This window comes from Pseudomonas sp. NY15437 (genome assembly GCF_048068435.1).
Taxonomy (GTDB): Bacteria; Pseudomonadota; Gammaproteobacteria; order Pseudomonadales; family Pseudomonadaceae; genus Pseudomonas; species Pseudomonas nitroreducens_B.
Genome location: NZ_JBLUQC010000002.1, coordinates 206,857 through 232,890 on the forward strand (window position 1 = coordinate 206,857; position 26,034 = coordinate 232,890).

At 66.4% G+C, this 26,034-nt stretch carries 26 protein-coding genes; 14 read left to right on the plus strand and 12 right to left on the minus strand.

Annotated features, from left to right (window positions below; translation table 11 throughout):
* Positions 1-113 precede the first annotated feature (113 nt).
* The 3 genes from ACNFIA_RS05070 (at position 114) to ACNFIA_RS05080 (ending at position 2,845) form a co-directional block, all read left to right on the plus strand.
* Positions 114-1,067, plus strand: a complete 954-nt coding sequence (locus ACNFIA_RS05070) for a lysophospholipase (RefSeq protein ID WP_416783233.1) — start codon at positions 114-116, stop codon at positions 1,065-1,067.
* Positions 1,064-1,534, plus strand: coding sequence for a MaoC family dehydratase (locus ACNFIA_RS05075; protein ID WP_416783235.1), 471 nt, complete (start codon positions 1,064-1,066; stop codon positions 1,532-1,534). Before ACNFIA_RS05070 ends, ACNFIA_RS05075 begins: the two co-directional genes overlap by 4 nt.
* Before the next feature lie 141 nt (positions 1,535-1,675).
* Positions 1,676-2,845, plus strand: a complete 1,170-nt coding sequence (locus ACNFIA_RS05080) for an MFS transporter (protein ID WP_416783237.1) — start codon at positions 1,676-1,678, stop codon at positions 2,843-2,845.
* On the opposite strand, the gene ACNFIA_RS05085 is transcribed toward ACNFIA_RS05080, so the two are convergent.
* From ACNFIA_RS05085 to ACNFIA_RS05115, 7 genes are all read right to left on the minus strand, one after another.
* Positions 2,835-3,689, minus strand: a complete 855-nt coding sequence (locus ACNFIA_RS05085; protein WP_259753409.1) for an HlyD family secretion protein — start codon at positions 3,687-3,689, stop codon at positions 2,835-2,837. The two genes, ACNFIA_RS05080 and ACNFIA_RS05085, sit on opposite strands and share 11 nt — an antisense overlap.
* Before the next feature lie 13 nt (positions 3,690-3,702).
* A complete protein-coding gene (locus ACNFIA_RS05090) occupies positions 3,703-3,912 on the minus strand; it encodes a DUF1656 domain-containing protein (protein WP_037010214.1) in 210 nt (69 codons plus the stop codon).
* The gene (locus ACNFIA_RS05095; RefSeq protein ID WP_416783239.1) at positions 3,899-5,887 is read right to left on the minus strand and encodes an FUSC family protein; all 1,989 of its coding nucleotides are present in this window, start codon (positions 5,885-5,887) and stop codon (positions 3,899-3,901) included. The genes ACNFIA_RS05090 and ACNFIA_RS05095 overlap by 14 nt, the downstream gene beginning before the upstream one ends.
* 181 nt (positions 5,888-6,068) lie before the next feature.
* Positions 6,069-6,179, minus strand: coding sequence for a cytochrome c oxidase subunit CcoM (gene ccoM / locus ACNFIA_RS05100; protein ID WP_017522205.1), 111 nt, complete (start codon positions 6,177-6,179; stop codon positions 6,069-6,071).
* Between the two features lie 204 nt (positions 6,180-6,383).
* The gene (locus ACNFIA_RS05105) at positions 6,384-6,545 is read right to left on the minus strand and encodes a hypothetical protein (protein WP_088419735.1); all 162 of its coding nucleotides are present in this window, start codon (positions 6,543-6,545) and stop codon (positions 6,384-6,386) included.
* Entirely contained in the window at positions 6,542-7,141 is a 600-nt protein-coding gene (locus ACNFIA_RS05110) for an alpha-ketoglutarate-dependent dioxygenase AlkB family protein (RefSeq protein ID WP_416783241.1), read from the minus strand. The genes ACNFIA_RS05105 and ACNFIA_RS05110 overlap by 4 nt, the downstream gene beginning before the upstream one ends.
* A 48-nt stretch (positions 7,142-7,189) precedes the next feature.
* Entirely contained in the window at positions 7,190-7,495 is a 306-nt protein-coding gene (locus ACNFIA_RS05115; protein ID WP_416783243.1) for an aspartate-semialdehyde dehydrogenase, read from the minus strand.
* A gap of 225 nt (positions 7,496-7,720) precedes the next feature.
* Between ACNFIA_RS05115 and rapA the strand changes: the two genes are divergently transcribed.
* Together rapA and ACNFIA_RS05125 are read left to right on the plus strand one after the other, a co-directional pair.
* Positions 7,721-10,573 (plus strand): RNA polymerase-associated protein RapA, encoded by a 2,853-nt coding sequence (gene rapA / locus ACNFIA_RS05120; protein ID WP_416783244.1) that lies wholly within the window; start codon positions 7,721-7,723, stop codon positions 10,571-10,573.
* Between the two features lie 287 nt (positions 10,574-10,860).
* Positions 10,861-11,313, plus strand: a complete 453-nt coding sequence (locus tag ACNFIA_RS05125; RefSeq protein ID WP_259753404.1) for a universal stress protein — start codon at positions 10,861-10,863, stop codon at positions 11,311-11,313.
* Between the two features lie 68 nt (positions 11,314-11,381).
* On the opposite strand, the gene ACNFIA_RS05130 is transcribed toward ACNFIA_RS05125, so the two are convergent.
* Positions 11,382-13,040 (minus strand): phosphoethanolamine transferase, encoded by a 1,659-nt coding sequence (locus ACNFIA_RS05130; RefSeq protein WP_416783245.1) that lies wholly within the window; start codon positions 13,038-13,040, stop codon positions 11,382-11,384.
* Positions 13,041-13,332: 292 nt separating this feature from the next.
* Between ACNFIA_RS05130 and ACNFIA_RS05135 the strand changes: the two genes are divergently transcribed.
* Positions 13,333-15,495 carry a putative bifunctional diguanylate cyclase/phosphodiesterase gene (locus tag ACNFIA_RS05135; RefSeq protein WP_416783247.1) on the plus strand — a complete coding sequence of 721 codons (2,163 nt, stop codon included), beginning with the start codon at positions 13,333-13,335 and terminating at the stop codon, positions 15,493-15,495.
* Position 15,496: 1 nt separating this feature from the next.
* Here the strand turns inward: ACNFIA_RS05135 and ACNFIA_RS05140 are convergent, their stop codons facing one another.
* Both ACNFIA_RS05140 and ACNFIA_RS05145 read right to left on the minus strand, forming a co-directional pair.
* On the minus strand, positions 15,497-16,288 hold the full coding sequence (locus ACNFIA_RS05140; protein WP_416783248.1) for a hydroxypyruvate isomerase family protein: 792 nt from the start codon (positions 16,286-16,288) through the stop codon (positions 15,497-15,499).
* Positions 16,285-17,184: an NAD(P)-dependent oxidoreductase gene (locus tag ACNFIA_RS05145; protein ID WP_416783250.1), complete on the minus strand. Its 900-nt coding sequence runs from the start codon at positions 17,182-17,184 to the stop codon at positions 16,285-16,287. The genes ACNFIA_RS05140 and ACNFIA_RS05145 overlap by 4 nt, the downstream gene beginning before the upstream one ends.
* 166 nt (positions 17,185-17,350) lie before the next feature.
* Here ACNFIA_RS05145 and ACNFIA_RS05150 point away from each other — a divergent pair, with 166 nt between their 5' ends.
* Genes ACNFIA_RS05150 through phnE form a run of 4 tightly spaced genes read left to right on the plus strand, consistent with a single transcriptional unit; the run spans position 17,351 to position 20,614 of the window.
* Positions 17,351-18,208, plus strand: a complete 858-nt coding sequence (locus tag ACNFIA_RS05150; protein WP_054907404.1) for a putative selenate ABC transporter substrate-binding protein — start codon at positions 17,351-17,353, stop codon at positions 18,206-18,208.
* Positions 18,205-19,011: a phosphonate ABC transporter ATP-binding protein gene (locus ACNFIA_RS05155; protein ID WP_416783252.1), complete on the plus strand. Its 807-nt coding sequence runs from the start codon at positions 18,205-18,207 to the stop codon at positions 19,009-19,011. Before ACNFIA_RS05150 ends, ACNFIA_RS05155 begins: the two co-directional genes overlap by 4 nt.
* Positions 19,005-19,847: a PhnE/PtxC family ABC transporter permease gene (locus ACNFIA_RS05160; protein WP_259753398.1), complete on the plus strand. Its 843-nt coding sequence runs from the start codon at positions 19,005-19,007 to the stop codon at positions 19,845-19,847. The genes ACNFIA_RS05155 and ACNFIA_RS05160 overlap by 7 nt, the downstream gene beginning before the upstream one ends.
* Positions 19,844-20,614 (plus strand): phosphonate ABC transporter, permease protein PhnE, encoded by a 771-nt coding sequence (phnE, locus tag ACNFIA_RS05165; protein WP_416783254.1) that lies wholly within the window; start codon positions 19,844-19,846, stop codon positions 20,612-20,614. The genes ACNFIA_RS05160 and phnE overlap by 4 nt, the downstream gene beginning before the upstream one ends.
* A gap of 181 nt (positions 20,615-20,795) precedes the next feature.
* Here phnE and ACNFIA_RS05170 read toward each other — a convergent pair whose 3' ends face one another.
* Positions 20,796-21,161 (minus strand): DUF5064 family protein, encoded by a 366-nt coding sequence (locus ACNFIA_RS05170; protein ID WP_259753396.1) that lies wholly within the window; start codon positions 21,159-21,161, stop codon positions 20,796-20,798.
* Between the two features lie 68 nt (positions 21,162-21,229).
* Entirely contained in the window at positions 21,230-21,547 is a 318-nt protein-coding gene (locus ACNFIA_RS05175) for a DUF2288 domain-containing protein (RefSeq protein WP_259753395.1), read from the minus strand.
* A 308-nt stretch (positions 21,548-21,855) separates the two neighbouring features.
* Between ACNFIA_RS05175 and ACNFIA_RS05180 the strand changes: the two genes are divergently transcribed.
* From ACNFIA_RS05180 to livG, 4 genes are all read left to right on the plus strand, one after another.
* On the plus strand, positions 21,856-22,977 hold the full coding sequence (locus ACNFIA_RS05180; RefSeq protein WP_416783256.1) for a branched-chain amino acid ABC transporter substrate-binding protein: 1,122 nt from the start codon (positions 21,856-21,858) through the stop codon (positions 22,975-22,977).
* A 116-nt stretch (positions 22,978-23,093) separates the two neighbouring features.
* Positions 23,094-24,017: a high-affinity branched-chain amino acid ABC transporter permease LivH gene (gene livH, locus ACNFIA_RS05185; RefSeq protein ID WP_017522222.1), complete on the plus strand. Its 924-nt coding sequence runs from the start codon at positions 23,094-23,096 to the stop codon at positions 24,015-24,017.
* Positions 24,014-25,270, plus strand: coding sequence for a high-affinity branched-chain amino acid ABC transporter permease LivM (locus ACNFIA_RS05190; RefSeq protein ID WP_017522223.1), 1,257 nt, complete (start codon positions 24,014-24,016; stop codon positions 25,268-25,270). The genes livH and ACNFIA_RS05190 overlap by 4 nt, the downstream gene beginning before the upstream one ends.
* The gene (livG, locus tag ACNFIA_RS05195) at positions 25,267-26,034 is read left to right on the plus strand and encodes a high-affinity branched-chain amino acid ABC transporter ATP-binding protein LivG (protein WP_259753393.1); all 768 of its coding nucleotides are present in this window, start codon (positions 25,267-25,269) and stop codon (positions 26,032-26,034) included. Before ACNFIA_RS05190 ends, livG begins: the two co-directional genes overlap by 4 nt.

The window sequence follows — 26,034 nt, forward strand, 5'->3', positions numbered from 1 at the left end:
CATCATCGGCAATCCATACAGGAAATGTCCCGGCGTGGCAGAATCGCCCCGTCCGGCCCCTTCCATGGCCCCATTCCAACAAGAATCGACGAACAACAAGCAGGATGGACCCCATGCCCTACGCCGCCTACTGGCTCGCCGCCAGCGACGAGACACCGCTCTACACCCGCCACTGGGCACCGGAAGGCCCGTCGCGCGGGGCCCTGATGCTGTCCCACGGCATGGCCGAGCACAGCGGCCGCTACGAGCGCCTGGGCCTGGCGCTGAACGCCGCCGGCTATCACCTCTATGCCATCGACCAGCGCGGCCACGGCCGCACCGCCGAGAACGGCGAACTGGGCCACTACGCCGACCACGGCGGCTGGGGCAAGGTGATCGGCGACCTGCACACGCTCAACCAGCACGTGCGCGAGGAGCATCCGGACCTGCCGATCATCCTGCTCGGCCACAGCATGGGCAGCTACATCGGCAGCGCCTACCTGCTGCAGCACAGCGCCAGCGTACAGGCGGCGGTGCTGTCCGGCTCCAACCACCAGCCGGTGGCGCTGTACAAGAGCGCCCGCGTCATCGCCCGCTTCGAGCGCTGGCGCCAGGGCCCGCTGGGGCGCAGCACGCTGATCGACTTCCTGTCGTTCGGCTCGTTCAACAAGGCGTTCAAACCCAACCGCACCGCCTTCGACTGGCTGAGCCGCGACCCCGCCGAGGTCGACAAATACGTCGCCGACCCGCTGTGCGGCTTCCGTTGCAGCAACCAGCTGTGGGTCGACCTGCTCGGCGGCCTGGCTGATATCACCCCGGTGGCACAGCTGTCGCGCATCCGCAGCGACCTGCCGCTGATGGTGATCGGCGGCGAGCGCGACCCGGTCAGCCAGGGCAGCCGCCTGCGCGATCTCGCCCAGGCGATGACCCGGGCGGGGGTTCGCGACGTCCAACTGACGATTTATCCCGACGCTCGCCACGAGTTGTTCAACGAGAGCAACCGCGACGAGGTCACCCGCAACCTGATCGACTGGCTGGGCGCGCACTGCCCCATCCCACAGGTCGAGAAATCCGAGGAGCCCCTATGACCACCGTGCAAAACGTTCCCTACGACGAACTCGAAGTCGGCCAGAAGGCCAGCTTCCAGCGCAGCGTCGGCGAGCGCGACGTCCAGCTGTTCGCCGAAGTCTCCGGCGACCGCAACCCGGTGCACCTGGACGCCGACTACGCCGCCACCACCCAGTTCAAGGAGCGCATCGCCCACGGCATGCTCACCGGCGCGCTGATCAGCGCGGCGATCGCCACCACCCTGCCCGGCCCGGGCACCATCTACCTCGGCCAGAACCTGGCCTTCACCCGCCCGGTGAAGCTGGGCGACCAATTGACGGTGGAGCTGGAAGTACTGGAAAAGCTGCCGAAGAACCGCGTGCGCATCGGCACCGTGGTGCTCAACCAGGACGGCAAGGCCGTGGTCAAGGGCGAGGCCGAAGTCATGGCGCCGACCGAGAAGCTCAACATCGAACTGCCCGCGCTGCCGCCGATCACCATCGGCTGATGGTCGTACCGGGGCCGGCCACCGGCCCCGGAAACTTGTATACAGTTTTCCGCTCGACTACCCTGCCCTCGTCACCGCACATTCATCTGGGATAACCGAAGGCGTCGTGCCCGAAACCCCTCACCGGGAATCGGAGCCGCCATGGACCTTCGACTGCTGTTGCTGTCCCTTTGCACCTTCGCCGCGGGCCTCGCCGAGGCCATCCTCACCGGCATCCTGCCCTCGCTCGCCGCCGACCTCCAGGTTTCCCTCAGCCTCGCCGGGCAGCTCACCAGCCTGTTCTCCCTGAGTTTCGCCATCGCCGCCCCGCTGCTCGGCTGGCTCACCCGCGGCGCCGACTGTCGCCGGCTGCTGGTCATCACCCTGCTGGTGTTCGCCGCCTTCAACGCAGGCGCCGCGCTGAGTCCCGGCTATGGGGCGCTGCTGCTGATGCGCATCGGCATGGCCGCCTGCTGCGGGCTGCTGATCCTGCAGGCCAGCCTGCTGGCGGTGGAACTGGCGCCCCCGGCGCAGCGCGGACGGGCCATCGGCCTGATCTTCATGGGCATCAGCGGTTCGCTGGTGTTCGGCGTGCCGGCTGGTGTACTGGTCAACGACTGGGTCGGTTGGCGCTGGATCTTCGCCGCCATCGCCCTCTACTCGCTGCCGCTGGCCACCGCACTGTGGAAAGCCCTGCCCCGCCGCGTACTGGGCAGCCCGGCCAATGGCGCGGCCTACGCACGCCACCTGCGCAACCCGGCGCTGAACCTGGCGCAGTGGGTGTCGATCCTGCTGCTGGGCGGGCATTTCACCCTGTTCGCCTATATCACCCCGTGGTTCCAGCAGGTCGCCGGCATTACCGACAGCCAGGGCATCGCCCTGACCCTGCTGCTGATCGGCCTGGCAGCCATCGGCGGCGGATACCTGGGCGGCTGGCTGAGCGACCGCCTCGGCCCTCGCCGTGCACTGGTGGCGGTTCCGTTGCTGTTCGGCGTGGCGATGCTGGCGATTCCGCTGAGCCTCGGCCATCCGGGGCTGCTGCTCGGCGTGCTGATGGTATGGAGCACCATCAGCTGGATGATCTCGCCAGCGGTGCAGAGCTACCTGCTGGCCAGCGACCCGGCCAGCGGCAGCGCCGGGGTGGCGCTGAACACCTCGGCGATGCACCTGGGTGTGGCCCTCGGTGCGGCGCTGGGCGGCGTGGTGATCAGCCTGGCCGGCATCGCCTGGACGCCCTGGGTGGGCGTCTCGCTGGTGGCGGCCTCCATCGTCTGTGCGGCGTTGTCCTGCTGGCTTCAGCGCGAACGGCGCGGCGCGCCGGTCACGGCTTGACGGTCACGCTGGCGGTCATCCCGGCGCTCAGGTGCACGCCCTCGGGCACCTTGTCGAGATGGATGCGTACCGGGATGCGCTGGGCCAGGCGCACCCAGTTGAAGGTCGGCTCGACGTTGGCCAGCAACTGGCTGTCGGGGATGGCGTTGCGGTCGGTGATACCGCTGCTGATGCTCTCCACGGTGCCGTCGATGGCGACGTCGCCGCTCATCAGCACCACCTGCGCCGGCTGGCCGACGCGGATGCCGGGCAACTTGGTTTCCTCGAAGTAGGCGGTGACGTAGAAGGACTTCTGGTCCACCAGCGCCATCATCGCCTGGCCGGCCTGCACGTAGTTGCCCTGGGCCAGGCGCAGGTTGGTGATCTGCCCGTCACGCGGGGCCCGCATCTCGCTGCGGGTCAGGTTGAGCTGCGCCAGGCGCACCTGGGCCTGCGCCTCGTCGTATTCGCTCTTGGCAATGGCGGCGTTGATCTGCGCCGTCTCCTTGTCCTCGGCGCTGATCGCGGCTATGCCCAGCTTGCTGCGCCGCGACGCCTCGCTCACGCGCAGCAGGTATTGCTGGTGCCGGGTCTCGGCCAGGGCCTTGGCCTGCTCCAGGTTCGCCGCGTAGCGCTCGTGGTCGATGCGCATGATCAGGTCGCCGGCCTTGACCTGCTGGTTATCCTGCACGGCGAGGTCGGTGACCCAGCCGGAAACGTCCGGAGCGATCACCACCACGTCGGCGCGCACCCGCGCGTCGCGGGTCCAGGGCGACAACATGTAGTAGCGCCACAGCCAGGTGCCGGCCAGGACGGCGGCGATGACCAGGATGAGGGTGACGACTACGCGAAAGGTTCCGCGCATAGGGTTTCTCCTCTCAAGGCGCTGCGCTGAGCGCCCAGGTAATGGCACAGAGAATCAGCACGAACAGCGCACAGTCGAACAGCGCCTCGTGCCAGATCCAACGCCCGAAGGGGGTGGCCTGCAGCAGCAGGCGCAGGACGACCGTCAGGCCCAGGGCCAGCACGGCGTAGATGAACAGCGGGCTGAGGAACACGCCGCCCCAGCCGAACTCATGCAGTCCCATTGGCGTCCTCCAGACGGCACCACTGGCGCCAGGTGTGACGCAACTGCGCCAGCGCGGCGCGGGCCAGCCGGTTGGGTTCGTTGTCGCCCTGCAGATCATGGGCGAGGGCCTCTTCCAGCGAAGGGCAGAGGCTTTCCAGGCGCTGCTCGCGTCCCGCCCCAGGGCCTTTCTCCAGCACGCTGCCCAGGGCGCCGAGGAACTGGTCCCGGCGCTTGCGCAATTGCCCCTGGGCACCATTGAGACAGGCGCGCAGGTGGATCAACTCGTTGCCCAGGTCGAGGGCGAACAGCCCCTCCTGCCAACGCCGCTGCTCATCCTTGGGCAATAGCGTGTAGTGCCGCGCCAGGCGGATCAGCCGGTCGGCCATGCGTCCGCCGAACCAGCTTTCCGCCTCGGCCAGCGGCCGCCGCGTAAGGCGCCCCAGGTCCTCGCAGGTGGCCTGGATCAGCCGGCGGTTGAGCCAGTTGGCCGGCAGGGTGAGCAGGCGGAAGACCAGCACCGCGAACCCCACGCCGATGACGATGCCCTGGGCGGAATTGAGGAGGTTGGCCAGGTCGTACTTCATCACGTTGCTCGGCGCCACCAGGGTGATGAAGTGGATCGAAAACGACGTTGCCGTGCCCGCCAAGGCTGGCGTGGCCATGCCCAGCAGGGCGAAGAACAGCGGCACGCCCAGCGCCAGGCAGAGCAGGGGAAAGCCGTTCCACTGCGGCAGCAGCCACTGGGTGACCACGGCGGCCGCCGGAATCGCCAGGAGAATGCCGCGCAGAAAGCCCAGGCCGATGGCGACCGCGTTGTCGCGGTTGGCGAACAGGCTGCAGATCACCGCCGCCAGCAGCATGCCTCCGGTGGCGGCCGGCCAGGCGGTCGCCATCCAGAAGGCCGACATGCCCAGCAGCGCCAGGGCACTGCGCAGGCCGTAGAACAGCGCCATCAGCCAATCGCGGTGCCAGGACAAGGTGCCGGTGGCGACGTCGTCCACCCGCCCATCCGCCACCGCGCGCATGGCCTTTTCCGAATTCAGCGCCTTGAGCAGCAGCAAGGCGCAGCGGGTCAGGCAGTAGCGCAGGTCGTTGGAATAGCGCTCGTCAGTCCCGGCCTGTTGCAGGCGCTCCTGCAACGAGCGCATGGCGTCGACCTGCGGATCGTCCAGGACGGCGCGCAGCTCCTCGAACCAGGGCTGCAGGCGCGCATGGTCCTCGGCGTCCAGCACACTTCGCTGCCGGGCCACGCCGCGTGCGGTACGCAACAGGCTGAGCAGATCGCGCGAGAGAATCCGCAGGGCTCGCGAGCGCATGCGTCCGCGGTAGCCCTCGAACCAGGCGTGGTCGCGTTGCACGTCGACTTCGACGATCTTGCCCAGCGCCTGCAGCAGACCCTTGATCTGCCGGGAATCGGCATCGATCTCGCTGCGCGCGGCCTGCATGCCGGTGAGCCAGGTGGCGTGGGCCTGCTTGTCCAGATTGGCCTCGACCCGGCGCGGCCAGAGGATGGCGCTGACCGCGGAGGCGCAGAGAATGCCCAGGCAAATCTCCGTGCTGCGCGCCACGGCCTGATCGAAGATGCCCAGCGGATGGCTGATCGCCGGCAGGCCGATGATCGCCACGGTATAGCCGGACAGCACGAAGGCGTAGGAAACATGGTTGCGCAAGGTCGTCGAGGCGGCTGTACAGAGGCCGAGCCAGAGCGAGATGGCCAGCAGGAACAACCAGGGCGTCTGGGCAAACAGCGCGATCATCACCACCGACATGATGGTGCCGACCACCGTGCCGATCAGGCGGAAGATGCCCTTGGCCACCACCATGCCCGACAGCGGCTGGGAGACGATGAACACCGTCATCAGCGCCCACTGCGGCTGCTCCAGGTCGAAACGGAAGGCGCACCACAGCGCCAGGCCGCCCGCCAGGAGCGTCTTGATCGCGAATTTCAGCGCCAGCGTATCCGGCGCGAGGAATGCCTGAAGCGTAGGTCGCACGCGGTATCTCGAAAGGTTCGGGTCTATCGCTTAACGATAGTCGGCAACCGGAATGACAGAATCGTTGCTGATAATATTATTAGCAGCCTAACGATATGTCATCCCCACTTTCGTCGAGGCAAAAAAAACGGGCGACCTAAGTCGCCCGAAGTGCCTTGCGTGCTCTGTGACTCTGTAAGGATCAGCTCTTCTTGTGGCTGTCCTTCCAGATGAAAATTCCGACCCCGCCGAAGAACAGAACCATGAGGCCAACGGTAAGGACGCCTGCGAGTACCACTTCGTCGATGAACATGATGCTGGCCTCCTATCGGCTACATCGTCTGGGGATGTGTGCAGATTACCGGTGGCCTGGGGCGGCAAGTTGACCTGGATCAATGCTCGACAAGGCGCTATCCGTGGAGGGCCGGAGCACTGACGCAGGTCAAGTTTCGAAAGGGATCGGGTGCGGCGGGAAGCCGCGCAGAGCGGGGGTTTTGCGGGATTGTCAGGCAGGAGTTCAGCGTTTCTTGGGCTTGCTCTTGCCCTTCTTGCGCGGCTTGCCCAGCGGCAGCGCCTGCTCGAAGGCCTTGCGCACGTCCTGCAGGCGCTTTTCGTGCACATCGTGGATGCGCTTGTCGCGTTCGGCGGTGAAGTCGATCAGTTTGTCGTCGTTGCTCATGGCAGGGCATGCACCAGGCGGAAAGTCAGATTCAGGCGCGGCGCGACCGGACGGCGCGTCTTGGCGACCTGATGCTGCCAATAATGCTGCGTCGCGCCGGACATGACCAGTAGCGAACCGCCGGGCAGCTCGATGGAATGTTCGATTGTGTTTCGGCCCTTGCGCCGCAGATCGAAGCGCCGCGTGCCGCCCAGGTTCAACGAGGCCACCACCGGGTTGCGGCCCAGTTCCGGCTCGTCGTCGCTGTGCCAGCCCATGGAGTCCTGGCCGTCGCGGTAGTAATTGAGCAGCACGCCATTGAAACGCTGGCCTGCCGCCTCTTCGACGGCCGCGCGAATCTCGGCCAGCAGCGGCGTCCACGGGAGCGGCGCGTGGGTCAGGCCGGAATAGGTATAGAAAGCCTCGGGATCGCCATACCAGTTCACCAGGCGCGGCACCGGGTAGTCGCGGCCATGCAGGTGCACCTGCGGCTGCTCCCAGGGCGTCTGCGCGAGCAGTTGCTCCAGCCAGCGTTCGGCGCGCTCTGGCGGGCACCAGTCGGGGAACAGGCGCAGCTCGGCATCGGGCAGCAGGATCGGGGCGTCGTCGAACAGCATGGAGGACTCGGGGAAACGGCGTTGTGGCCAGTCTACTCCGCCGCGCGGTCAGACCTCGACATCGATCCACAACCCCTTGCGCGGCGCAGCCTGCACCTCGTCGCCCAACTCCTCCACCTCCTCCAGTTCCTCCAGCGCCTCCCCCTCGGGCGTGCCGTCGGCGAGCTGGCGACGCTTGCGCCGGCGCTGGTATTCCTCGCGCAGCGCCTGTTCATCCGGGCGGCGTTCCAGTGCGACGCCGTCATTGCCGGCACTGGGCGCGGGCGGCGTCACCGGGGCGACATCCGGTCGCGGCTTGGGCACGTCTTGCTGGGCAGTGACGGGTGCCAGACTATGGGGAATCGGCGGCAGCATCGGCGGGTCCTGGGGCAAGCCCTGTGGGAATGGCGCTGACAAGTCCTCTGGTCAGGCTATCGGCGCGGCGGCTACAGACTTGAGGGCGCCTCGCTACACTTTCCACGATTCGCGATGAATGCGCGCCCCGTTACCGGTTCAACCGAGGATTCGGACGACCGGAGGCGCCGACGGCCATCGCTGAACGCTGCGCGTTCCGGTACCATAGCCGGCTTTTTTTGGGAGGTGTCCATGGCGCAGTATCAACCCGGTCAACGCTGGATCAGCGACAGTGAAGCGGAACTCGGGCTGGGGACCATCCTGGCGCTGGATGGCCGCATGCTCACGGTGCTCTATCCGGCCACCGGGGATACCCGCCAGTACGCCGAGCGCAATGCGCCGCTGACCCGCGTGCGCTTCGCCCCCGGCGACGAGATCACCCATTTCGAAGGCTGGAAGATGACCGTCCGCGAAGTGGACGAGATCGACGGCCTGCTGATCTACCACGGCATCACCGCGCAGAACGACCAGCGTACCGTGCCGGAAACCCAGCTGTCGAACTTCATCCAGTTCCGCCTGGCCAGCGACCGCCTGTTCGCCGGGCAGATCGACCCGATGTCCTGGTTCGGCCTGCGCTACCACACCCTGGAACACCGCACCCGCCTGCTGCAGTCCTCGCTGTGGGGCCTGGGCGGCGCCCGCGCGCAACCCATCGCGCACCAGTTGCACATCGCCCGCGAAGTCGCCGACCGCATGGCGCCGCGCGTTCTGCTGGCCGACGAAGTGGGCCTGGGCAAGACCATCGAAGCGGGCCTGGTGATCCATCGCCAGTTGCTCTCCGGCCGCGCCAGCCGCGTGCTGATCCTGGTGCCGGAAAACCTCCAGCACCAGTGGCTGGTGGAAATGCGCCGGCGCTTCAACCTGGAAGTGGCGCTGTTCGACCGCGAGCGCTTCGTCGAGAGCGATGCCAGCAACCCCTTCGAAGACACCCAACTGGCCCTGGTGGCGCTGGAATGGCTGCGCGAGGACGAGAAAGCCCAGGACGCCCTGTTCGCCGCCGAGTGGGACCTGCTGGTGGTCGACGAGGCCCACCACCTGGTCTGGCATCCGGAACAGGCCAGCGCGGAATACCAGCTGGTCGAGCAGCTGTCCCAGGTCATCCCGGGCGTGCTGCTGCTTACCGCGACCCCGGAACAGCTCGGCCTGGACAGCCACTTCGCCCGTCTGCGCCTGCTCGACCCGGACCGCTTCCACGACCTGGAAGCCTTCCGCACCGAAAGCAGCCAGTACCGCCCGGTCGCCGAGGCCGTGCAGGAGCTGATCGACCAGGGCAGCCTGTCCCCCGCGGCGCGCACCGCCATTCACGGATTCCTCGGCAACGCCGGCGACGAGTTGCTGGCCAGCGTCGAGGCCGGCAATGAAGAAGCCCGCTCGCGCCTGGTGCGCGAACTGCTCGACCGCCACGGCACCGGCCGCGTGCTGTTCCGCAACACCCGCGCCGCCGTGCAGGGCTTCCCGGAGCGCCAGCTGCATCCGTACGTACTGCCCAATCCCATCGAGTACATGGAGCTGCCGCTGGGCGAACACCCGGACCTGTATCCGGAAGTCAGCTTCCAGGCCCAGGCCGATGACGGCGACGAGAACAATCGCTGGTGGCGCTTCGACCCGCGCGTCGAGTGGCTGATCGACACCCTGAAGATGCTCAAGCAGTACAAGGTGCTGGTGATCTGCGCCCACGCCGAAACCGCGATGGACCTGGGCGATGCCCTGCGCCTGAAGTCCGGCATCCCTGCCACCGTGTTCCACGAGGGCATGAGCATCCTCGAGCGCGACCGCGCCGCCGCCTATTTCGCCGACGAGGAATTCGGCGCCCAGGTGCTGATCTGCTCGGAAATCGGCAGCGAAGGCCGCAACTTCCAGTTCGCCCACCACCTGGTGCTGTTCGACCTGCCGGCGCACCCGGACCAGCTGGAACAGCGCATCGGCCGCCTGGACCGGATCGGCCAGAAGCACACCATCCAGATCCACGTGCCGCACCTGGAAAACAGCCCCCAGGAACGCCTGTTCCAGTGGTACCACCAGGCGCTGAACGCCTTCCTCAACACCTGCCCCACCGGCAACGCCCTGCAGCACCGCTTCGGCCCGCGCCTGGTGGAACTGCTCGACGGCGGCGACGAGGATGCCTTCGATGCCCTGCTGGCCGAAGGCAAGGCCGCCCGCGAGGCGCTGGAAGCCGAGATGCACAACGGCCGCGACCGCCTGCTGGAGCTGAACTCCGGCGGTGCCGGCGAGGGTGAAGCGCTGGTGGCCGAGATCGAGGAGCAGGACGACCAGTTCGCCCTGCCGATCTACATGGAGCGCCTGTTCGACACCTACGGCATCGACAGCGAAGACCATTCCGAGAACGCGCTGATCCTGCGCCCGAGCGAGAAGATGCTCGACGCCAGCTTCCCGCTGGGCGACGACGAAGGCGTGACCGTGACCTACGACCGCGCCCAGGCCCTGGCCCGCGAAGACATGCAGTTCCTCACCTGGGAACACCCCATGGTGCAGGGCGGCATGGACCTGGTGCTGTCCGGCTCGCTGGGCAACACCTCGGTGGCGCTGATCAAGAACAAGGCGCTCAAGCCGGGCACCGTGCTGCTGGAACTGCTGTTCGTCAGCGAAGCCGTGGCGCCGCGCAAGCTGCAACTGGGCCGCTTCCTGCCGCCGGTGGCGCTGCGCTGCCTGATGGATGCCAACGGCAACGACCTGTCCTCGCGCGTGTCCTTCGAGACCCTGAACGACCAGCTGGAAAGCGTGCCGCGCGCCAGCGCCAACAAGTTCGTGCAGGCCCAGCGCGACGTGCTGGCCAAGCAGTTCGCCCAGGCCGAGACCAAGATCACCCCGCGCCATGCCGAGCGCGTGGAAGCTGCCCGCCAGCAACTGATCGCGACCCTGGACGAAGAGCTGGCACGCCTGACCGCCCTGAAAGCCGTCAACCCGAGCGTGCGCGACAGCGAGCTGGACGCCCTGCGCAAGCAGCGTGACGACAGCCTGGCGATGCTGGACAAGGCCTCCCTGCGCCTGGAAGCGATCCGCGTGCTGGTCGCTGGCTGATCGACGCCATCGCGTCGTGAAGAAGCCGCCACCGGGCAACCGGGTGGCGGCTTTTTTCATGGGCGCCGTTGTTCGCGAGCAAGCTCGCTCCTACAGGTTGCGGGCTTGCCGGCTTTTCGTAGGAGCGAGCTTGCTCGCGAACCCGCCCTGGCACGGTCCATCCATGGCTACGCCGCTCTGTTCCCGGCACATCGGGCCATACCGACTACCATTGACGCTGCGCAAGGGAATCTCCGCCCTGGAGGGATAGAGTTTTCCTACCAAGCCACTCATTGAGGGAACACATCATGTACGAGCGCATTCTGGTAGCGGTGGACGGCAGCCCGGTATCCGACCGAGCCCTGGTCGAAGCGGCCAAGCTGGCCAAACTGAGCGGCGGCGAGCTGCGTGTCATCACCATTGTCGACAGCCCGCTGCGCCATCTGCCTGACTACGCCGTGTACTACAACCCGGAGCCGCTGCGCGAAGCCGCGCTGAAGGCCGCCGACGACATCCTGGCCAAGGCCAAGGACAAGGTCGCCGAGTTCGCGGTGAAAACCAGCTTCGAGCGGGTCTGCCAGGAACGCGCCAGCGAAGAGATCGCCGAGCGCATCGAGGTCGAAGCCGAGGCTTCCAAGGCCGACATCATCGTCATGGGCACCCACGGCCGCCGTGGCGTGCGCCGGCTGATGCTGGGCAGCGTGGCCGAAGGGCTGCTGCGCGTCAGCAATCGCCCGGTGCTGCTGGTACGCGACAAGTAACAGCTCTCGGAAAGACAAAAGGCCCTGCGGCGCAAGCCGCAGGGCCTTTTTCATGGCCGCCGCTCGGGTTACTGCGCGGCGGTCATGTCGCGTTTGCAGGAGTGGAAGATATCCAGGTCCGGCTGGTACAGGCTGGTGTGCACGCCGTAGAGGCCCAGCACCGAGTGGAACAGGTTGTCATGGCTCAGCTCGGCGCCATCGGCCTTCTTCTCCAGGCAGCCGCGGTCCACGCCCATGCCACCCAGTGCGCCGTTGCCGAACCACATCACCATGGGCACGTGGGTCTGCGCCTTCGGTGCGATGGCATAAGGCGCGGCATGCAGGTAGACGCCGTTCTCGCCCAGCGATTCGCCATGGTCGGAGACGTAGATCATCGAGGCGTCGAAGCGCTCCTGGTTCTGCTTGAGCAGCTCCACCACCTTGGACAGGAAGAAGTCGGTGTAGAGGATGGTGTTGTCGTAGACGTTGATCAGCTCTTCGCTGCTGCAACTGCCCAGCTGGTTGGTGCGGCACACCGGGGTGAAGCGCTCCAGCGACTTGGGATAGCGGTCGTAGTATTCCGGGCCGTGGCTGCCATCGGCGTGCAGGACGATGATGGCGTTGTCCTTCAGGCCATCGATGTAGGCCTGCAGATTCTGCAGCAGGGCTTCGTCCAGGCAGTTCTTGCCATCGCAGAAGGGACCGGGCTGGTCCTTGGGAATGTCGCGGTTGGGCACGCGCAGGCAGGTGCCCTTGCAGTCGCTGTTGTTGTCCAGCCAGAGCACCGACACGCCGACGCGCTGGAGGATGTCCAGCAGGCCCTGGTTGGTCTTGCCCTTCTTGTCGCTGTAGTCCTCGCGGGGGAACTTGGAGAACATGCAGGGCACCGACACCGCGGTGGAGGTGCCGCAGGAACTGACGTTGGTGAAGTTGAGGATATCCAGCTTCTTCAGTTCCGGGTTGGTCTCGCGGGCATAGCCGTTGAGGGAGAAGTGATCGGCCCGGGCGGTTTCGCCGACCACGAAGATCATCAGCGACTTCTTGCCATCGGCGCTGACCTTGCGCGGCATCACCGCGTCCTCGCCGATGGGCTGCACCACCAGGTTTTCCTTGATGCCCAGGCGCTGCTTGGTGAACTTGCTCACCGCGTAGATGTAGTTGGTCGGGTTGATGAAGTGGGTCAGCTTCTCTTCCTGGCGGAACACCGGGGCATAGGTGGAGTAGAAGGCGCCCACGCAGACGGCCACCACCACCAGGCAGCCGAAGATCACCAGCACCTTGTTCAGCAGGCCGCGGAAGAACGGGCTGTAGCCCACCGGCGTCAGCCAGATGATCGCCGCCGGCAGCACGCCGAGCAGCACCAGGTAGACGACCATGCGCAGGCTGAACAGCGCGGCGGCTTCACCCGGATTGGTCTCGATGACGTTCTGCACCATCACGGTATCGATCACGACGCCGTAGGTGTTCATGAAGTACGCCGCCGCCGCGGACACCAAGGCCACCAGGGTCAGCGCCGGCTTGAGCAGCGGGCGGAACGACACCAGAGTGAGCAGCAGGGTGAAAGCCGCCCAGAGGAACAGGCCGAACGAGGCGAAGAACGCCACGCCCCACAGGCCTTCCATGGGCACCAGGCTATTGAGCGCGCGCCAGGTGGCGAAGTTGTAGAACAGCACCAATGCCAGCGAGAACAGCAGGACCAGCCGCGCGGAGCTGACCTGGGGGAAGAGGCGGCGCTTGCCCTCTAACATCGAGCGCACTCCTTTCATCGAGTCGGGTAGGAAATAGATAGCCGACCCTGCCGGCCGGCGGCGCAACTTTAGCGGGCGGTTAGTCAAAAAAGTGTCAAGTTGGAGTTCCAATTTAGACCAGCGATCGGATGTGCGATCGACCGATCAGTTGGTACTACCGTACGTCGCACGGCGCCCGGCTTTGCTCCGAAAACTCAGCGCAGTCCTTGCAGCGTCCTGCCGGCTTCCTAGACTTCACACAAAGTGATATCAATCTGCCTTTTCCCTTCCCGACATCCGGAGCATCCCGCCCATGGACTGGCACCAGGACGCCGTACCCGATGCTGTGCTGCTGGAGTGTTCCCACAACCCCGGGCTGGTCCTGCTGGCCATCCTGATCGCCTGCGTATCGAGTTTCGTCGCCCTCAGCATCACCGCACGCATGGCCCGCGCGCCGCAGCACGCCCACCGCTGGCAGTGGGTGGGCGGCATCTGCCTGGGCAGTGGCATCTGGTCGATGCACTTCGTCGCCATGCTGGCCTTCCATGCCTCGGTGCCGTTGCACTTTGCCGGCGGGCTGACGCTGCTCTCCCTGCTCATCGCCATCGGCATCTGCGTGGTCGCCATGCGCCTGCTCGCCCACGCCGGGCTCAGCCCGCTGCAATACCTGCTGGCCGCCTGCTGCATCGGCGCCAGCATCGCCGGCATGCACTACACCGGGATGGCGGCCATCGAGTCGCCTCCGATGCAGCACTACGACCCGCTGCTGGTCACCCTGTCGGTGCTGATGGCCGTGCTGGTGGCCTTCGTCGCGCTGGTGCTGGCGCCGGTGCTGAACCGCCAGCCGACGGGTCGCCAGTGGATCTACCAGACGCTCGCCAGCCTGCTGCTGGGCAGCGCCATCGCCAGCATGCACTTCACCGGCATGGCCGCGCTGACCCTGACGCTGCCCAGCTGGGTCGCGCCGGTGGCGGACGTCGGCCGCAACAACGCCATCCAGCTCGGCCTGATGGTCGGGCTGCTGGCCCTGGCCGTGGTGTTGGCCGGGCTGTGGGCGGCCTGGATCGAGGACAGCCTGGAAAGCAAGGAAAGCGAGCTGAGCCGCGTCAATGCGCTGCTCAACCAGCTGGACAATGCCAACGCCTCGCTGCAGAAGCTGGCGCGCTTCGACGGCCTGACCGGCCTGCACAACCGCAACGCGCTGAACGAGGAGTTCGCCGCCCGTTTGCAGCGCAACCGGCAGAAGGGCCAGGGCATGGCAGTGATCCTGCTGGACCTGGACCACTTCAAGCGCGTCAACGATTCCCTCGGCCACGCCGCCGGTGACGAACTGCTGTGCATCGTCTCCGAACGCATCCGCAGTGCCCTGCGCAGCACCGACCTGCTGGCGCGTTTTGGTGGCGACGAATTCTGCATCCTCGCCGACCTGGGCGAGGACCACGAGGCGCGCATCCTCGCCCAGCGCCTGATGCAACGCATGAAGGAGCCGATCAGCACCGCCGGGCGCAACCTGGTGATGACCCTGAGCGTGGGCATCAGCCTGTTCCCCAACGACGGCGACCAACCCGAGGAGTTGCTCAAGCACGCCGACCTTGCGCTGTACCAGTCCAAGGGCAACGGCCGCAACGCCACGCACTTCTTCAGCCCGCACCTGAAGACCAAGGCCACCCAGGAACTGCAGCTGGAAGAAGAACTGCGCAAGGCGCTATGGGACGACGAGCTGGTGCTCTACTACCAGCCGATCCTGCGCATCGACCATGGCGAAGTGGCGCAGCTCGAAGCGCTGGTGCGCTGGAAGCACCCCACCCACGGCCTGCTGGCGCCGGACCGTTTCATCGGCCTGGCAACCGCCAACGGTCTGATCGGTGCGCTGGATGCCTGGGTGCTGCGCCGAGCCTGCCAGGACCTGCGCCACCTGCACGACCGGGGCTTCGGCAACCTGCGCGTGGCGGTGAACTGCTGCGCCAGCAACCTGGGCCGCGAGAGCCTGGTCGACGAAATACAGCAGACCCTCGCCGACACCGGCCTCGCCGCGCGCTACCTGGAAATGGAAGTGACCGAGAACGCCGTGATGGCCAACATCAACCAGGCGATCCCGCTGCTCAACCGCCTGCGCGACCTGGGCGTGAGCCTGTCCATCGACGATTTCGGCACCGGTTATTCCTCGCTGTCCTACCTGCGCCAGCTGCCGCTGGATGCGCTGAAGGTGGACCGCTCGTTCATCCGCGACGTGCCGCAGTCGCGCCGCGACAGCGAGATCGCCCAGGCGATCATCGCCATGGCGCAGAAGCTGCACCTGAAGGTGATCGCCGAAGGGGTGGAGCACGCGCAGCAACTGGCGTTCCTGCGCGACAACCATTGCGAACTGGCCCAGGGCTACCTGTTCAGCCGCCCGCTGCCGCTGTCAGCACTGGTGGAATTCCTCGAAGCCTACCGCGAGGACAGCGACGCCGCGCTGATGCGCAGCCAGGCATGACTCAGTAATCGAACTTGCCGGCGCGCCAGCGCGGCAGCCAGCGCAGCGAGTCGGCGGTGGTCCCGGTGGGGCGGTATTCGGCGCCCAGCCAGCCGTCGTAGCCCACGTCGTCGAGCACCTGCAGCGGCACGCCGAACTCCATCTCGCCCGAGCCCGGCTCGCCGCGCTCGGGGTAGTCGGCGAACTGCACATGGCCGATCTGGCCCATCAGCGCGTAGATGCAATCCACCAACTCCAGGCCCATGCGCGCCATGTGGTAGAGGTCCAGCTGCGCGCGCAGGTTTTCCCGCGCCACGCGCTCGAGCATGTCCTGCAGGTGCTCGGGGGTGTTGAGCAGGAAGTCCTTCATGTCGTGGCAGTTGATGGCTTCCATCAGCACGTCGGTGCCGCTGCCGGCAAAGGCGTCGCAGGTGGCGCGCAGGCGCTCGGCCAGGGTCTGCAGCGCGACCTCGCGCTCCAGCCCCTCGACCAGCCGCCCGGCCAGTACGTTGATGTGCTGCGGCTGGACGATGCGCGCGTAGTCCAGCGCCGTGGCCAGAGCCGCCTCGAACTCCGCCGCGCGCGCCGGCACCGCGGCGATGCCCGGCCCGCCCTGCATCAGGTCGCCAGCCGGCAGGTTGATCAGCACCAGCGGCAGGCCGGCTTCGTCCAGTGCGGCCTTCAGGTCCTGCGCCGGGACGTCATAGGGGAACTGGATCTCCACGCCCTCGAAACCGGCCTTGGCGGCGGCGTCGATGCGCTGCAGCAGCGGGACTTCGGTGAACAGCAGGGAGAGGTTGGCGCAAAGTTTCATGCAGGGAATTCCTTCGACTGACGGTATTGCTCGACCAGGGTAGCCGGGTCGCGTTCGAGATGGCCCTGGCTGCCGTGCAGGCGCATCAGCTGCGCGGCGAGGCCGCTCATGGGCGTCGCCGAGCCTTCCTCGCGGGACAGCTTCACGGCGGTGTCCAGGTCCTTGAGCAGTGTGCGCACGTGCCACTTCACCGGTTCGAAGCGGCTTTCGGCCATTTGCGGCGCCAGGATCTGCAGGGGTTTGGAATCGGCGAAACCGCCGGCCAGGGCCGGGGCGATCAGGCTCGCATCGACGCCCGCCTTCTCCGCCAGCGCCACCACCTCGGCGATCACCAGCGCGTTGCAGGCGACGATCATCTGGTTGCAGACCTTGGTCACCTGCCCCGCGCCGACGTCGCCCATGCGCGTCAGCCGCTGGCCGAGGTTGGCGAGAATCGGCCGCACGCGCTCGATGTCCTCGATACGGCCGCCCGCCATGATCGCCAGGCTCCCGGCTTCGGCCCCCGGCGTGCCGCCCGAGACCGGTGCATCGACCCAGCGCATGCCGGTGCGCGCTTCCAGCTCGGCGGCCATCTCGCGGGTGGCAGCCGGCTCCAGGCTGGAAAAGTCCACCAGCACCTGGCCGGCGCGGGCACCCTCGACGATGCCACCCGCACCGAACACCACCTCGCGCACGGCGGCGGTATCGGCCAGGCACAGCATCACTACCTCGGCATCGGCGCACAGTTGCGCGGGAGTGGGCACGGCCGTGGCGCCTTCGGCGGCCAGCAGGTCGCGCTTGCCGGCGGAACGGTTCCACACGCTCAGCGGGTAGCCGGCGGCGAGCAGGCGGCGCGTCATCGGCACGCCCATCAGGCCGAGGCCGGCGAACGCAAGGGATGGCAAAGGGGACGACATGGGGTGATCTCCAGTTCGGCAGCAGGGCGGGCACGGGGTGCGGCATTCTAGCAGGCGTGAAGTGGCGAGGCCGGCACGCCTTTCGATACCGCGACGGCTGCTAAACAGACGCGCCGCCACTATACTCCCGAGGTTTTTTCCGCCATTGAACCGGAGAACTCTCCCCATGCTCAAACGCACCCTGGCGCTCGCCGCCGGTTTCGCCCTGTCCCTGTCTGCCGTTTTTGCCCACGCCGATACCCCGAAAGAACTGAAAGTCTCGGCCATTCCCGATGAAGCCCCCACCGAACTGCTGCGCAAGTTCAAGCCGCTGGGCGCCTACCTGGAAGAACAACTGGGCATGCCGGTGAAGTTCATCCCGGTGTCCGACTACGCCGGCGTGGTCGAAGCCCTGGCGTCGGATCGACTGGACATGGCCTGGCTCGGTGGCTTCACCTTCGTCCAGGCGCGCCTGAAGACCGGCAACGCCATCCCCCTGGTACAGCGCGAGCAGGACCAGCAGTTCACCAGCAAATTCATCACCGCCGACCCGAACGTGAAATCGATCCAGGACCTCAAGGGCAAGACCTTCGCCTTCGGTTCGGTATCGTCCACCTCCGGCAGCCTGATGCCGCGCTACTTCATGCAGAAGGACGGCGTGGTGCCCGAGCAGTTCTTCTCCCGCGTCGCCTACTCCGGCGCCCACGATGCCACCGTCGCCTGGGTCCAGGCCGGCAAGGTCGATGCCGGCGTACTCAACGCCTCGGTCTGGCAGAAGCTGGTGGACAGCGGCAAGGTCGACACCAACAAGGTCAAGGTCTTCGCCACCACCCCGACCTACTACGACTACAACTGGACCGTGCGCGGCAACCTCGACCCGGCCCTGGCCGAGAAGATCAAGAAGGCCTTCCTCGCCCTCGACCCGAGCAAGCCGCGCGACAAGGAAATCCTCGACCTGCAGGCGGCCAGCCGCTTCATCGAGACCCAGCCTGACAACTACAAGGGCATCGAGGAATCGGCGCGCGCCGCCGGCCTGCTGAAGTGACCCTGACACTGACCGGCGTGGAGCACATCCACGCCAACGGCCAGCGCTCGCTCGTCGGCATCGACCTCAGCGTCGCCGCCGGCGAACGGGTGGCGATCATCGGCCCGTCCGGCGCCGGCAAGACCACCCTGCTGCGCATCCTCGCCACCGCGCTGAAGCCCGCCGCCGGCCGCGTCGACCTGCTCGGTTCCCAACCCTGGGCGCTGAGCGGCTCGGCACGCCAGCGCCTGCGCTCGCGCATCGCCCTGGTGCACCAGGCGCCGCCGCTGCCACCGCGCCAGCGGGTGGTCACCGCCGTGCTCGCCGGCCGCCTCGGCCACTGGCCGCTGTGGAAAAGCCTGGCCAGCCTGCTCTACCCCATCGACAGTGCCGGCGCCCGCAGCGAACTGCAGCGCCTGGACCTCGCCGACAAGCTCTTCGAACGTTGCGACCAGCTCTCCGGCGGCCAACTGCAACGCGTCGGCATTGCCCGCGCGCTGTACCAGCAGGCCGAAGTCTTGCTGGCGGACGAACCCGTCTCGGCCATGGACCCGGTGCTCGCCGGCCACACCCTCGGCGTGCTCACCCGCGAGGCGCAGAACCGTGGCGTGACGCTGCTCGCCAGCCTGCATGCGGTGGAACTGGCGCTGGAACACTTCCCGCGCATCGTCGGCGTGCGCGAAGGCCGCATCGCCTTCGACAAGCCGGCGGAAAACGTCACGCCCGAGGACCTGCGCGCGCTCTACGCCAACGAGCAGCTCGGCCAGCAGGAAGCCATCTCGCCGGTGGGCAAACCCGTGGTGGTGCAGATTCCGCGATGCTGAATCCCGCCCTCCCGCAAAGCCCGCCCCGCGATCCGGCGGCGCTGCCGCGCCTGCTGCTCACCCTGCTCGCCCTGGCCTTGCTGTGGCCGGGGCTGCGCCTGTCCGAGCTGGATATCGCCGGCCTCTTCAGCGGCGACAACGCGCGGACCATGGCCAACTTCCTCGGCGGTTTCTGGCCGCCGGCCCATGACGGGGAATTCCTCACCCTGCTCGGCCGCGCCACGTTGGAAACGCTCGCCATCGCCACCGCCGGCATGGCGCTGGCCTGGCTGATCGCCTTCCCCGCCGCGCTGCTGGCGACCCGCGCGCTGTCGATCTCCGCCCTGCCCCGCGGCGGCCTGCCGGCCTGGTGGGCACGTGCGCTGCGCTGGCCGGTGCGCGGCCTGCTGATCGTGCTGCGCAGCGTGCCGGAAATCGTCTGGGCGTTGCTGTTCGTCCGCGCCGTGGGCCTGGGCCCCACCGCCGGCGTGCTGGCCATCGCCATCACCTACGGCGGCATGCTCGGCAAGGTCTACGCGGAAATCTTCGAATCGGTGGATCCGCGCCCGACCCGTGCCCTGCTGCTGGGTGGCAGTTCGCGGCTGCAGGCTTTCGCCTACGGCGTGCTGCCCTCGGCGGCGGCGGAACTGATTTCCTATACCGTCTACCGCTGGGAATGCGCGATCCGCGCTTCGGTGGTGATGGGCTTCGTCGGCGCCGGCGGCCTCGGCCAGCAGATCGACCTGTCGCTGCGCATGTTCGCCGGCGGCGAGGTGGCGAGCATCCTGCTGACCTTCCTGGTCCTGGTGCTGGGCGCCGACCTGCTCAGCCGCTTCCTGCGCGGGAGGCTCGAATGACCGGCCTTGTGCGCAGCCTGGGCTGGCTGCTGCTGATCCTGCTCGCCGTCGGCGCGTCCTTCGCCTATCTGGAGATGGACACCGGCGGCTTGTTCGATGCCCGGGGCCTGGGGCAGATGCTCGACTACGGCCGCGACTTCCTCTCGCCGGACCTGAGCGCAACCCACCTCGGAGCGGTCGGCCGCGGCGCCCTGGAAACCCTCGCGATGTCGGCCATGGGCACCCTGCTCGCGGCGCTGCTGGGCATGCTCATCGCGCTGCCGGCGGCAGGCCGCTTCGGGCGCATCGCACAGAGCCTGTCGCGGCTGCTGCTCAACGCCCTGCGCGCGGTGCCGGAGCTGGTGTGGGGCGCGCTGATGGTACTGGCCGCCGGCCTTGGCCCGAACGCCGGCACGCTGGCCCTGGCGCTCCATACCGGTGGCGTGCTCGGACGGCTGTTCGCCGAGGCGCTGGAAAACACCCCGACCGCCCTCGCCGAAGCCGTGCGCCTGGCCGGTGGCGGGCGCGTTGCCGCCTTCGCCTACGGCACCCTGCCGGCGGTCTGGCCGCAACTGGTGGCGTACATCCTCTACCGCTGGGAGAACAACATCCGCATGGCCAGCGTGCTCGGCTTCGTCGGCGCCGGCGGCCTGGGGCAGATGCTGTACTTCAGCCTCAGCCTGTTCCAGCAAGCCCAGGCAGCCACGGTGATCATCGCCATGCTGCTGCTGGTGCTGTGCGTCGACAGCCTGAGCGCCTGGGCGCGGCAGCGCTGGGTGAGTCACTAGCCGGCATCCGTCCCTGTAGGAGCGAGGGGGACGCCATCGTTATTGCTCGCGAACCGCATCGGCGATCAGCCAGCCGATGACTCCGTTCGCGAGCAAGCTCGCTCCTACACAGGGCGGCACAGCGATTTCACCGGCAACAAAAAGCCCGGCACTTGGCCGGGCTTTTTATTGGATTCGGACGTTACGAGTCGCCGTGGATCACCTTGTCCAGGTCGATCGGGTCACCAGGGTGGGTGCCGAGCTTCTGACGGATGTCCTCGAACATCGCGTCGTATTCCTTGTGGTTGCGCACCATGGAGCCGAAGCGCGGATGCAGGCCATGTTTCTGCGCGATGCGGGTGGCATCGCTGGCAAAGTTGAAGGCCTGTTCCTTGGGCATATCCCACTCTTCAGTGAAGGAATTGCCGTCGATCTCGCCCTTCATGATGAAGTGGACGAGCATGCCTTTTTCCGCATCCCGGCGGACTTCGTAGTTGATGTGAGCATCGATCTCCTGCTGTCCCAGACCCGGCAGGGACTGAAGATGCAGATGGCCCGGTTCAAACATGGCGAATCTCCTTCGATGGAATTTTCCGACAGTCTAGTCGGCCTTTTCAAATAAGAAATCGCCCAAGGTCAGTGCAGCGACTCTTTTCGAACTCTTTCTTGCACCAGCACCCAGGGGGCGATCACCACCGCCCAGAGTTCCGGGTCGCGGGCGTGGAAGTCCGCCGCCCGGGTTTCGTCGACCTTGCACAGATCACCACTGGTCAGCCACGCGGCGACCTTCGCCTTGTCGTCCTCGGCCACGCCCATCGCGACCTCCACCAGATCGGCGGTGCCGGCCACCTGGAGCAGGTTGCCGCGGGCGAAGAAGGGGGCGAGCTCCTGCCAGGAAATCTTCGCGGTTTCGCCAAGCAACTTGGCATAGAGGGTGCTAGCTTGTTCAGTCATGGATCTCACCTGGTAAACGAACGGCGCCATGATAGCGCCGGGGCCGCGCCAGGCAAGGTTCGGACGGCGTTTTCACGGGGTACGGAAAACCCAGAGTGAGAAGTCATACAGCGCCGTTTTTCTGTACGTTTGTGTCAATCTTGCGACATGCTCACCCTTGGCTGCCCGCCCCCCGCTTTTCAAGCGGTCAGGCGGCACTCTACACTGTACCGGTACAGTTGCCGGTGGGTCTGTCCGGGGCAATCCCGGTCCTGAAGCCTTTGGCAACCAGGACTACAAAAACGAAAACACAAGAAGAGTGGAGCACTATGAAAAAGGGTACTCAGCGTCTTTCCCAGCTGTTCACCGCCATGGCTCTGGCCGGCGTTGCCAGCTTCTCCATGGCCGCCGACACCATCAAGATCGCTCTGGCCGGCCCGGTGACCGGCGCAGTCGCCCAGTATGGGGAGATGCAGTTCATTGGCGCGAAAATGGCCATTGAGCAGATCAACAAGGCCGGCGGCGTCGACGGCAAGCAACTCGAAGGCGTGGTCTACGACGACGCGTGCGACCCGAAACAAGCCGTGGCCGTTGCCAACAAGATCGTCAACGATGGCGTCAAGTTCGTCGTTGGCCACCTGTGCTCCAGCTCCACTCAACCGGCTTCGGACATCTACGAAGACGAAGGCGTGATGATGATCACCGCCGCGTCCACCAGCCCGGACATCACCTCCCGCGGCTACAAGCTGATCTTCCGCACCATCGGCCTGGACAGCCTGCAGGGCCCGACCGCCGGCAAGTTCATCGCCGAGCACATCAAGCCCAAGACCGTGGCCGTGATCCACGACAAGCAGCAGTACGGCGAAGGCATCGCCACTGCCGTGAAGAAGACCCTGGAAGACGCTGGCATCAAGGTCGCCCTGTTCGAAGGCATCAACGCCGGCGACAAGGACTTCTCCGCGATGATCGCCAAGCTCAAGCAAGCCAAGGTCGACTTCGTCTACTACGGCGGCTACCACCCGGAGCTGGGCCTGATCCTGCGCCAGGCTGCCGAGAAAGGCCTGAAAGTCGGCTTCATGGGCCCCGAAGGCGTCGGCAACAAGGAAATCTCCGCCATTGCCGGCCCGGCTTCCGAAGGCCTCTACGTGACCCTGCCGAAGTCCTTCGACCAGGATCCGAAGAACCAGGCCCTGGTCGACGCCTTCAAGGCCAAGAACGAAGACCCGAGCGGTCCGTTCGTGTTCCCGGCCTACGCGGCCGTCCAGGTCATCGCCGAAGGCATCAAGAAAGCCGGCAGCGAAGACACCGACAAAGTGGCAGCGGCGCTGCGCGCCAACAACTTCGAGACCCCGACCGGTACCCTGGCCTTCGACGAGAAGGGCGACCTGAAGAACTTCAACTTCGTGGTCTACCAGTGGCACAAGGACGGCACCAAGACCGAAGCCAAGTAAGCCACCCGCCGACACACAAAGCCCACTGCAGCCGCAGTGGGCTTTGTTTATCCGAGTATTCCGGGGGTCCGTCGCGCCACAAGCGCCGCTTCACGCGACGCCCGAGGAGTTAGGTAATGCCTGAGCTCTATCACTACCTGCAACAGCTGATCAACGGCCTCACCGTCGGCAGCACCTATGCCCTGATCGCCATCGGCTACACCATGGTCTACGGCATCATCGGCATGATCAACTTCGCCCATGGCGAGGTGTACATGATTGGCTCGTACGTAGCCTTCATCGTGATCACGGGGCTGGCGATGATGGGAATCGTGAGTCTTCCTGTCGTCATCATCTGCACCTTCGCCGCGGCGATCATCGTCACCAGCGCCTACGGCTACAGCATCGAACGCATCGCCTATCGTCCCCTGCGTGGAAGCAACCGACTGATCCCGCTGATCTCCGCGATCGGCATGTCGATCTTCCTGCAGAACGAAGTCCTGCTCGCCCAGGATTCCAAGGACAAGGCCATCCCCAACCTGCTGCCGGGCAACTTCATCATCGGCGCGGACGAGATGACCGGCGTGACCATTTCGTACATGCAGGTGCTGATCTTCATCATCACCCTGCTGACCATGTACGGCCTGTCCATGTTCATCTCCCGCTCTCGCCTGGGCCGCGCCTGCCGCGCCTGCGCCGAGGACCTGAAGATGGCCAACCTGCTGGGCATCAACACCAACAACATCATCGCCCTGACCTTCGTCATCGGCGCCACCCTGGCCGCCGTGGCCGCGGTGCTGCTGGGCCTGCAGTACGGCGTGATCAACCCGCACATCGGCTTCCTCGCCGGCATCAAGGCGTTCACCGCCGCGGTGCTGGGCGGCATTGGCAGCATTCCGGGCGCCATGCTCGGCGGGCTGGTGCTGGGCGTCGCCGAGGCCTTTGGCGCCGACGTGTTCGGTGACCAGTACAAGGACGTGGTGGCCTTCACCCTACTGGTGCTCGTGCTGCTCTTCCGCCCCACTGGCCTGCTCGGTCGCCCGGAGGTGGAGAAGGTATGAGCCAGAAACTCAAGACTGCATTCTTCAGCGCCCTGCTGGTGATGGCCGTCGCCTATCCGGTGCTGGGCGTGAAGCTCAGCGTGATCGGCATCGGCCTGCAACTGGAGAACGTCAGCCCCGCGCGCCTGTGGACCATCGCCGCCTGCGCCGTGCTGATGTTCGTCTGGCAACTGGTGCGTGATCGCTTCGCCTTCGGCGGCAGCGTGAAACAGGCGCTGTCGCACCCGCACACCAGGCTGGCCGAACGCCTGACGCACGCCTCCGTGCAACGCAAGATCATCATGGTGCTGATCCTCATCGCCCTCGCCTGGCCGTTCTTCGGCTCGCGCGGCGCGGTGGACATCGCCACCCTGATCCTGATCTACGTGCTGCTGGGCCTTGGCCTGAACATCGTGGTGGGCCTGGCGGGCCTGCTCGACCTGGGCTACGTCGGCTTCTACGCCGTGGGCGCCTACAGCTACGCGCTGCTGTCGCACTACTACGGCCTGGGCTTCTGGGTGTGCCTGCCGATCGCCGGCCTGATGGCCGCGTTCTTCGGCTTCATCCTCGGCTTCCCGGTGCTCCGATTGCGCGGTGACTACCTCGCCATCGTGACCCTGGGCTTTGGCGAGATCATCCGCATCCTGCTGCGCAACATGACCTGGCTCACCGGCGGCCCCAACGGCATCAGCAACATCGAGAAGCCGACCCTGTTCGGCCTCACCTTCGAGCGCCGCGCCCCCGAGGGCATGCAGACCTTCCACGAGTTCTTCGGCATCGCCTACAACTCGAACTACAAGGTCGTGTTCCTCTACCTGGTCGCGCTGCTGCTGGTGCTGCTGGTGCTGTTCGTGATCAACCGCCTGCTGCGCATGCCCCTGGGCCGTGCCTGGGAAGCCCTGCGCGAAGACGAGATAGCCTGCCGCGCGCTGGGCCTGAACCCGACGCTGATCAAGCTCTCGGCCTTCACCCTCGGCGCCTGCTTCGCCGGTTTCGCCGGCAGCTTCTTCGCCGCGCGCCAGGGCCTGGTTACGCCGGAGTCGTTCACCTTCATCGAATCGGCCATCATCCTCGCCATCGTGGTGCTGGGTGGCATGGGTTCCCAGCTCGGCGTCATCCTGGCCGCCGTGGTGATGATCCTGCTGCCCGAACTGATGCGTGAGTTCAGCGAGTACCGCATGCTGATGTTCGGCGCCCTCATGGTGCTGATGATGATCTGGCGTCCGCAGGGCCTTCTGCCCATGCAGCGCCCGCACCTGGAGTTGCGCAAATGAGCCGACCGATTCTTGAAGTATCCGGCCTCACCATGCGCTTCGGCGGGCTGCTGGCCGTCAACAACGTGGCCCTGAAGGTCGAAGAGAAACAGGTGATCTCGATGATCGGCCCCAACGGCGCCGGCAAGACCACCGTGTTCAACTGCCTGACCGGCTTCTACGCTCCCACCGGTGGCGAGATCCTGCTGCGCGGCGAGCCCATCCAGGGCCTGCCGGGCCACAAGATCGCCCACAAGGGCGTGGTGCGGACCTTCCAGAACGTGCGCCTGTTCAAGGAGATGACCGCGGTGGAGAACCTGCTGGTGGCGCAACACCGGCACATCAACACCAACTTCCTTGCCGGCCTGCTCAAGACTCCCGCCTTCCGCCGCGCGGAAGCCGAGGCCCTGGACTACGCCGCGCACTGGCTGGAAATCGTCAACCTCAAGGACATCGCCAACCGCCCGGCGGGCACCCTCGCCTACGGCCAGCAGCGTCGCCTGGAGATCGCCCGCTGCATGATGACCCGTCCGCAGCTGCTGATGCTGGACGAGCCGGCGGCCGGCCTGAACCCGCGGGAAACCGAGGACCTCAAGGCGCTGATCGCCATGCTGCGCTCCGAACACGGCGTCACCGTCCTGCTCATCGAGCACGACATGAAGCTGGTGATGAGCATTTCCGACCATATCTACGTGATCAACCAGGGCACGCCCCTGGCCGACGGCACCCCGGAAGAGATCCGCGGCAACCCGGATGTGATCAAAGCCTATCTGGGGGAGGCCTGA

Excerpts from the sequence above, each read along its gene's own strand:
- phnE (WP_416783254.1), top strand. The coding sequence starts at position 19,844 with ATGACCGGCCTTGTGCGCAGCCTGGGCTGGCTGCTGCTGATCCTGCTC.
- ACNFIA_RS05130 (WP_416783245.1), bottom strand. The coding sequence starts at position 13,040 with ATGTTAGAGGGCAAGCGCCGCCTCTTCCCCCAGGTCAGCTCCGCGCGG.
- ACNFIA_RS05075 (WP_416783235.1), top strand. The coding sequence starts at position 1,064 with ATGACCACCGTGCAAAACGTTCCCTACGACGAACTCGAAGTCGGCCAG.
- ACNFIA_RS05105 (WP_088419735.1), bottom strand. The coding sequence starts at position 6,545 with ATGAGCAACGACGACAAACTGATCGACTTCACCGCCGAACGCGACAAG.
- ACNFIA_RS05125 (WP_259753404.1), top strand. The coding sequence starts at position 10,861 with ATGTACGAGCGCATTCTGGTAGCGGTGGACGGCAGCCCGGTATCCGAC.
- ACNFIA_RS05080 (WP_416783237.1), top strand. The coding sequence starts at position 1,676 with ATGGACCTTCGACTGCTGTTGCTGTCCCTTTGCACCTTCGCCGCGGGC.
- ACNFIA_RS05070 (WP_416783233.1), top strand. The coding sequence starts at position 114 with ATGCCCTACGCCGCCTACTGGCTCGCCGCCAGCGACGAGACACCGCTC.
- ACNFIA_RS05140 (WP_416783248.1), bottom strand. The coding sequence starts at position 16,288 with ATGAAACTTTGCGCCAACCTCTCCCTGCTGTTCACCGAAGTCCCGCTG.
- ACNFIA_RS05180 (WP_416783256.1), top strand. The coding sequence starts at position 21,856 with ATGAAAAAGGGTACTCAGCGTCTTTCCCAGCTGTTCACCGCCATGGCT.
- ACNFIA_RS05110 (WP_416783241.1), bottom strand. The coding sequence starts at position 7,141 with ATGCTGTTCGACGACGCCCCGATCCTGCTGCCCGATGCCGAGCTGCGC.
- livG (WP_259753393.1), top strand. The coding sequence starts at position 25,267 with ATGAGCCGACCGATTCTTGAAGTATCCGGCCTCACCATGCGCTTCGGC.
- ACNFIA_RS05190 (WP_017522223.1), top strand. The coding sequence starts at position 24,014 with ATGAGCCAGAAACTCAAGACTGCATTCTTCAGCGCCCTGCTGGTGATG.
- livH (WP_017522222.1), top strand. The coding sequence starts at position 23,094 with ATGCCTGAGCTCTATCACTACCTGCAACAGCTGATCAACGGCCTCACC.
- ACNFIA_RS05090 (WP_037010214.1), bottom strand. The coding sequence starts at position 3,912 with ATGGGACTGCATGAGTTCGGCTGGGGCGGCGTGTTCCTCAGCCCGCTG.
- ACNFIA_RS05150 (WP_054907404.1), top strand. The coding sequence starts at position 17,351 with ATGCTCAAACGCACCCTGGCGCTCGCCGCCGGTTTCGCCCTGTCCCTG.
- ACNFIA_RS05115 (WP_416783243.1), bottom strand. The coding sequence starts at position 7,495 with ATGCTGCCGCCGATTCCCCATAGTCTGGCACCCGTCACTGCCCAGCAA.
- ACNFIA_RS05160 (WP_259753398.1), top strand. The coding sequence starts at position 19,005 with ATGCTGAATCCCGCCCTCCCGCAAAGCCCGCCCCGCGATCCGGCGGCG.
- ccoM (WP_017522205.1), bottom strand. The coding sequence starts at position 6,179 with ATGTTCATCGACGAAGTGGTACTCGCAGGCGTCCTTACCGTTGGCCTC.
- ACNFIA_RS05145 (WP_416783250.1), bottom strand. The coding sequence starts at position 17,184 with ATGTCGTCCCCTTTGCCATCCCTTGCGTTCGCCGGCCTCGGCCTGATG.
- ACNFIA_RS05135 (WP_416783247.1), top strand. The coding sequence starts at position 13,333 with ATGGACTGGCACCAGGACGCCGTACCCGATGCTGTGCTGCTGGAGTGT.
- ACNFIA_RS05175 (WP_259753395.1), bottom strand. The coding sequence starts at position 21,547 with ATGACTGAACAAGCTAGCACCCTCTATGCCAAGTTGCTTGGCGAAACC.
- ACNFIA_RS05085 (WP_259753409.1), bottom strand. The coding sequence starts at position 3,689 with ATGCGCGGAACCTTTCGCGTAGTCGTCACCCTCATCCTGGTCATCGCC.
- ACNFIA_RS05170 (WP_259753396.1), bottom strand. The coding sequence starts at position 21,161 with ATGTTTGAACCGGGCCATCTGCATCTTCAGTCCCTGCCGGGTCTGGGA.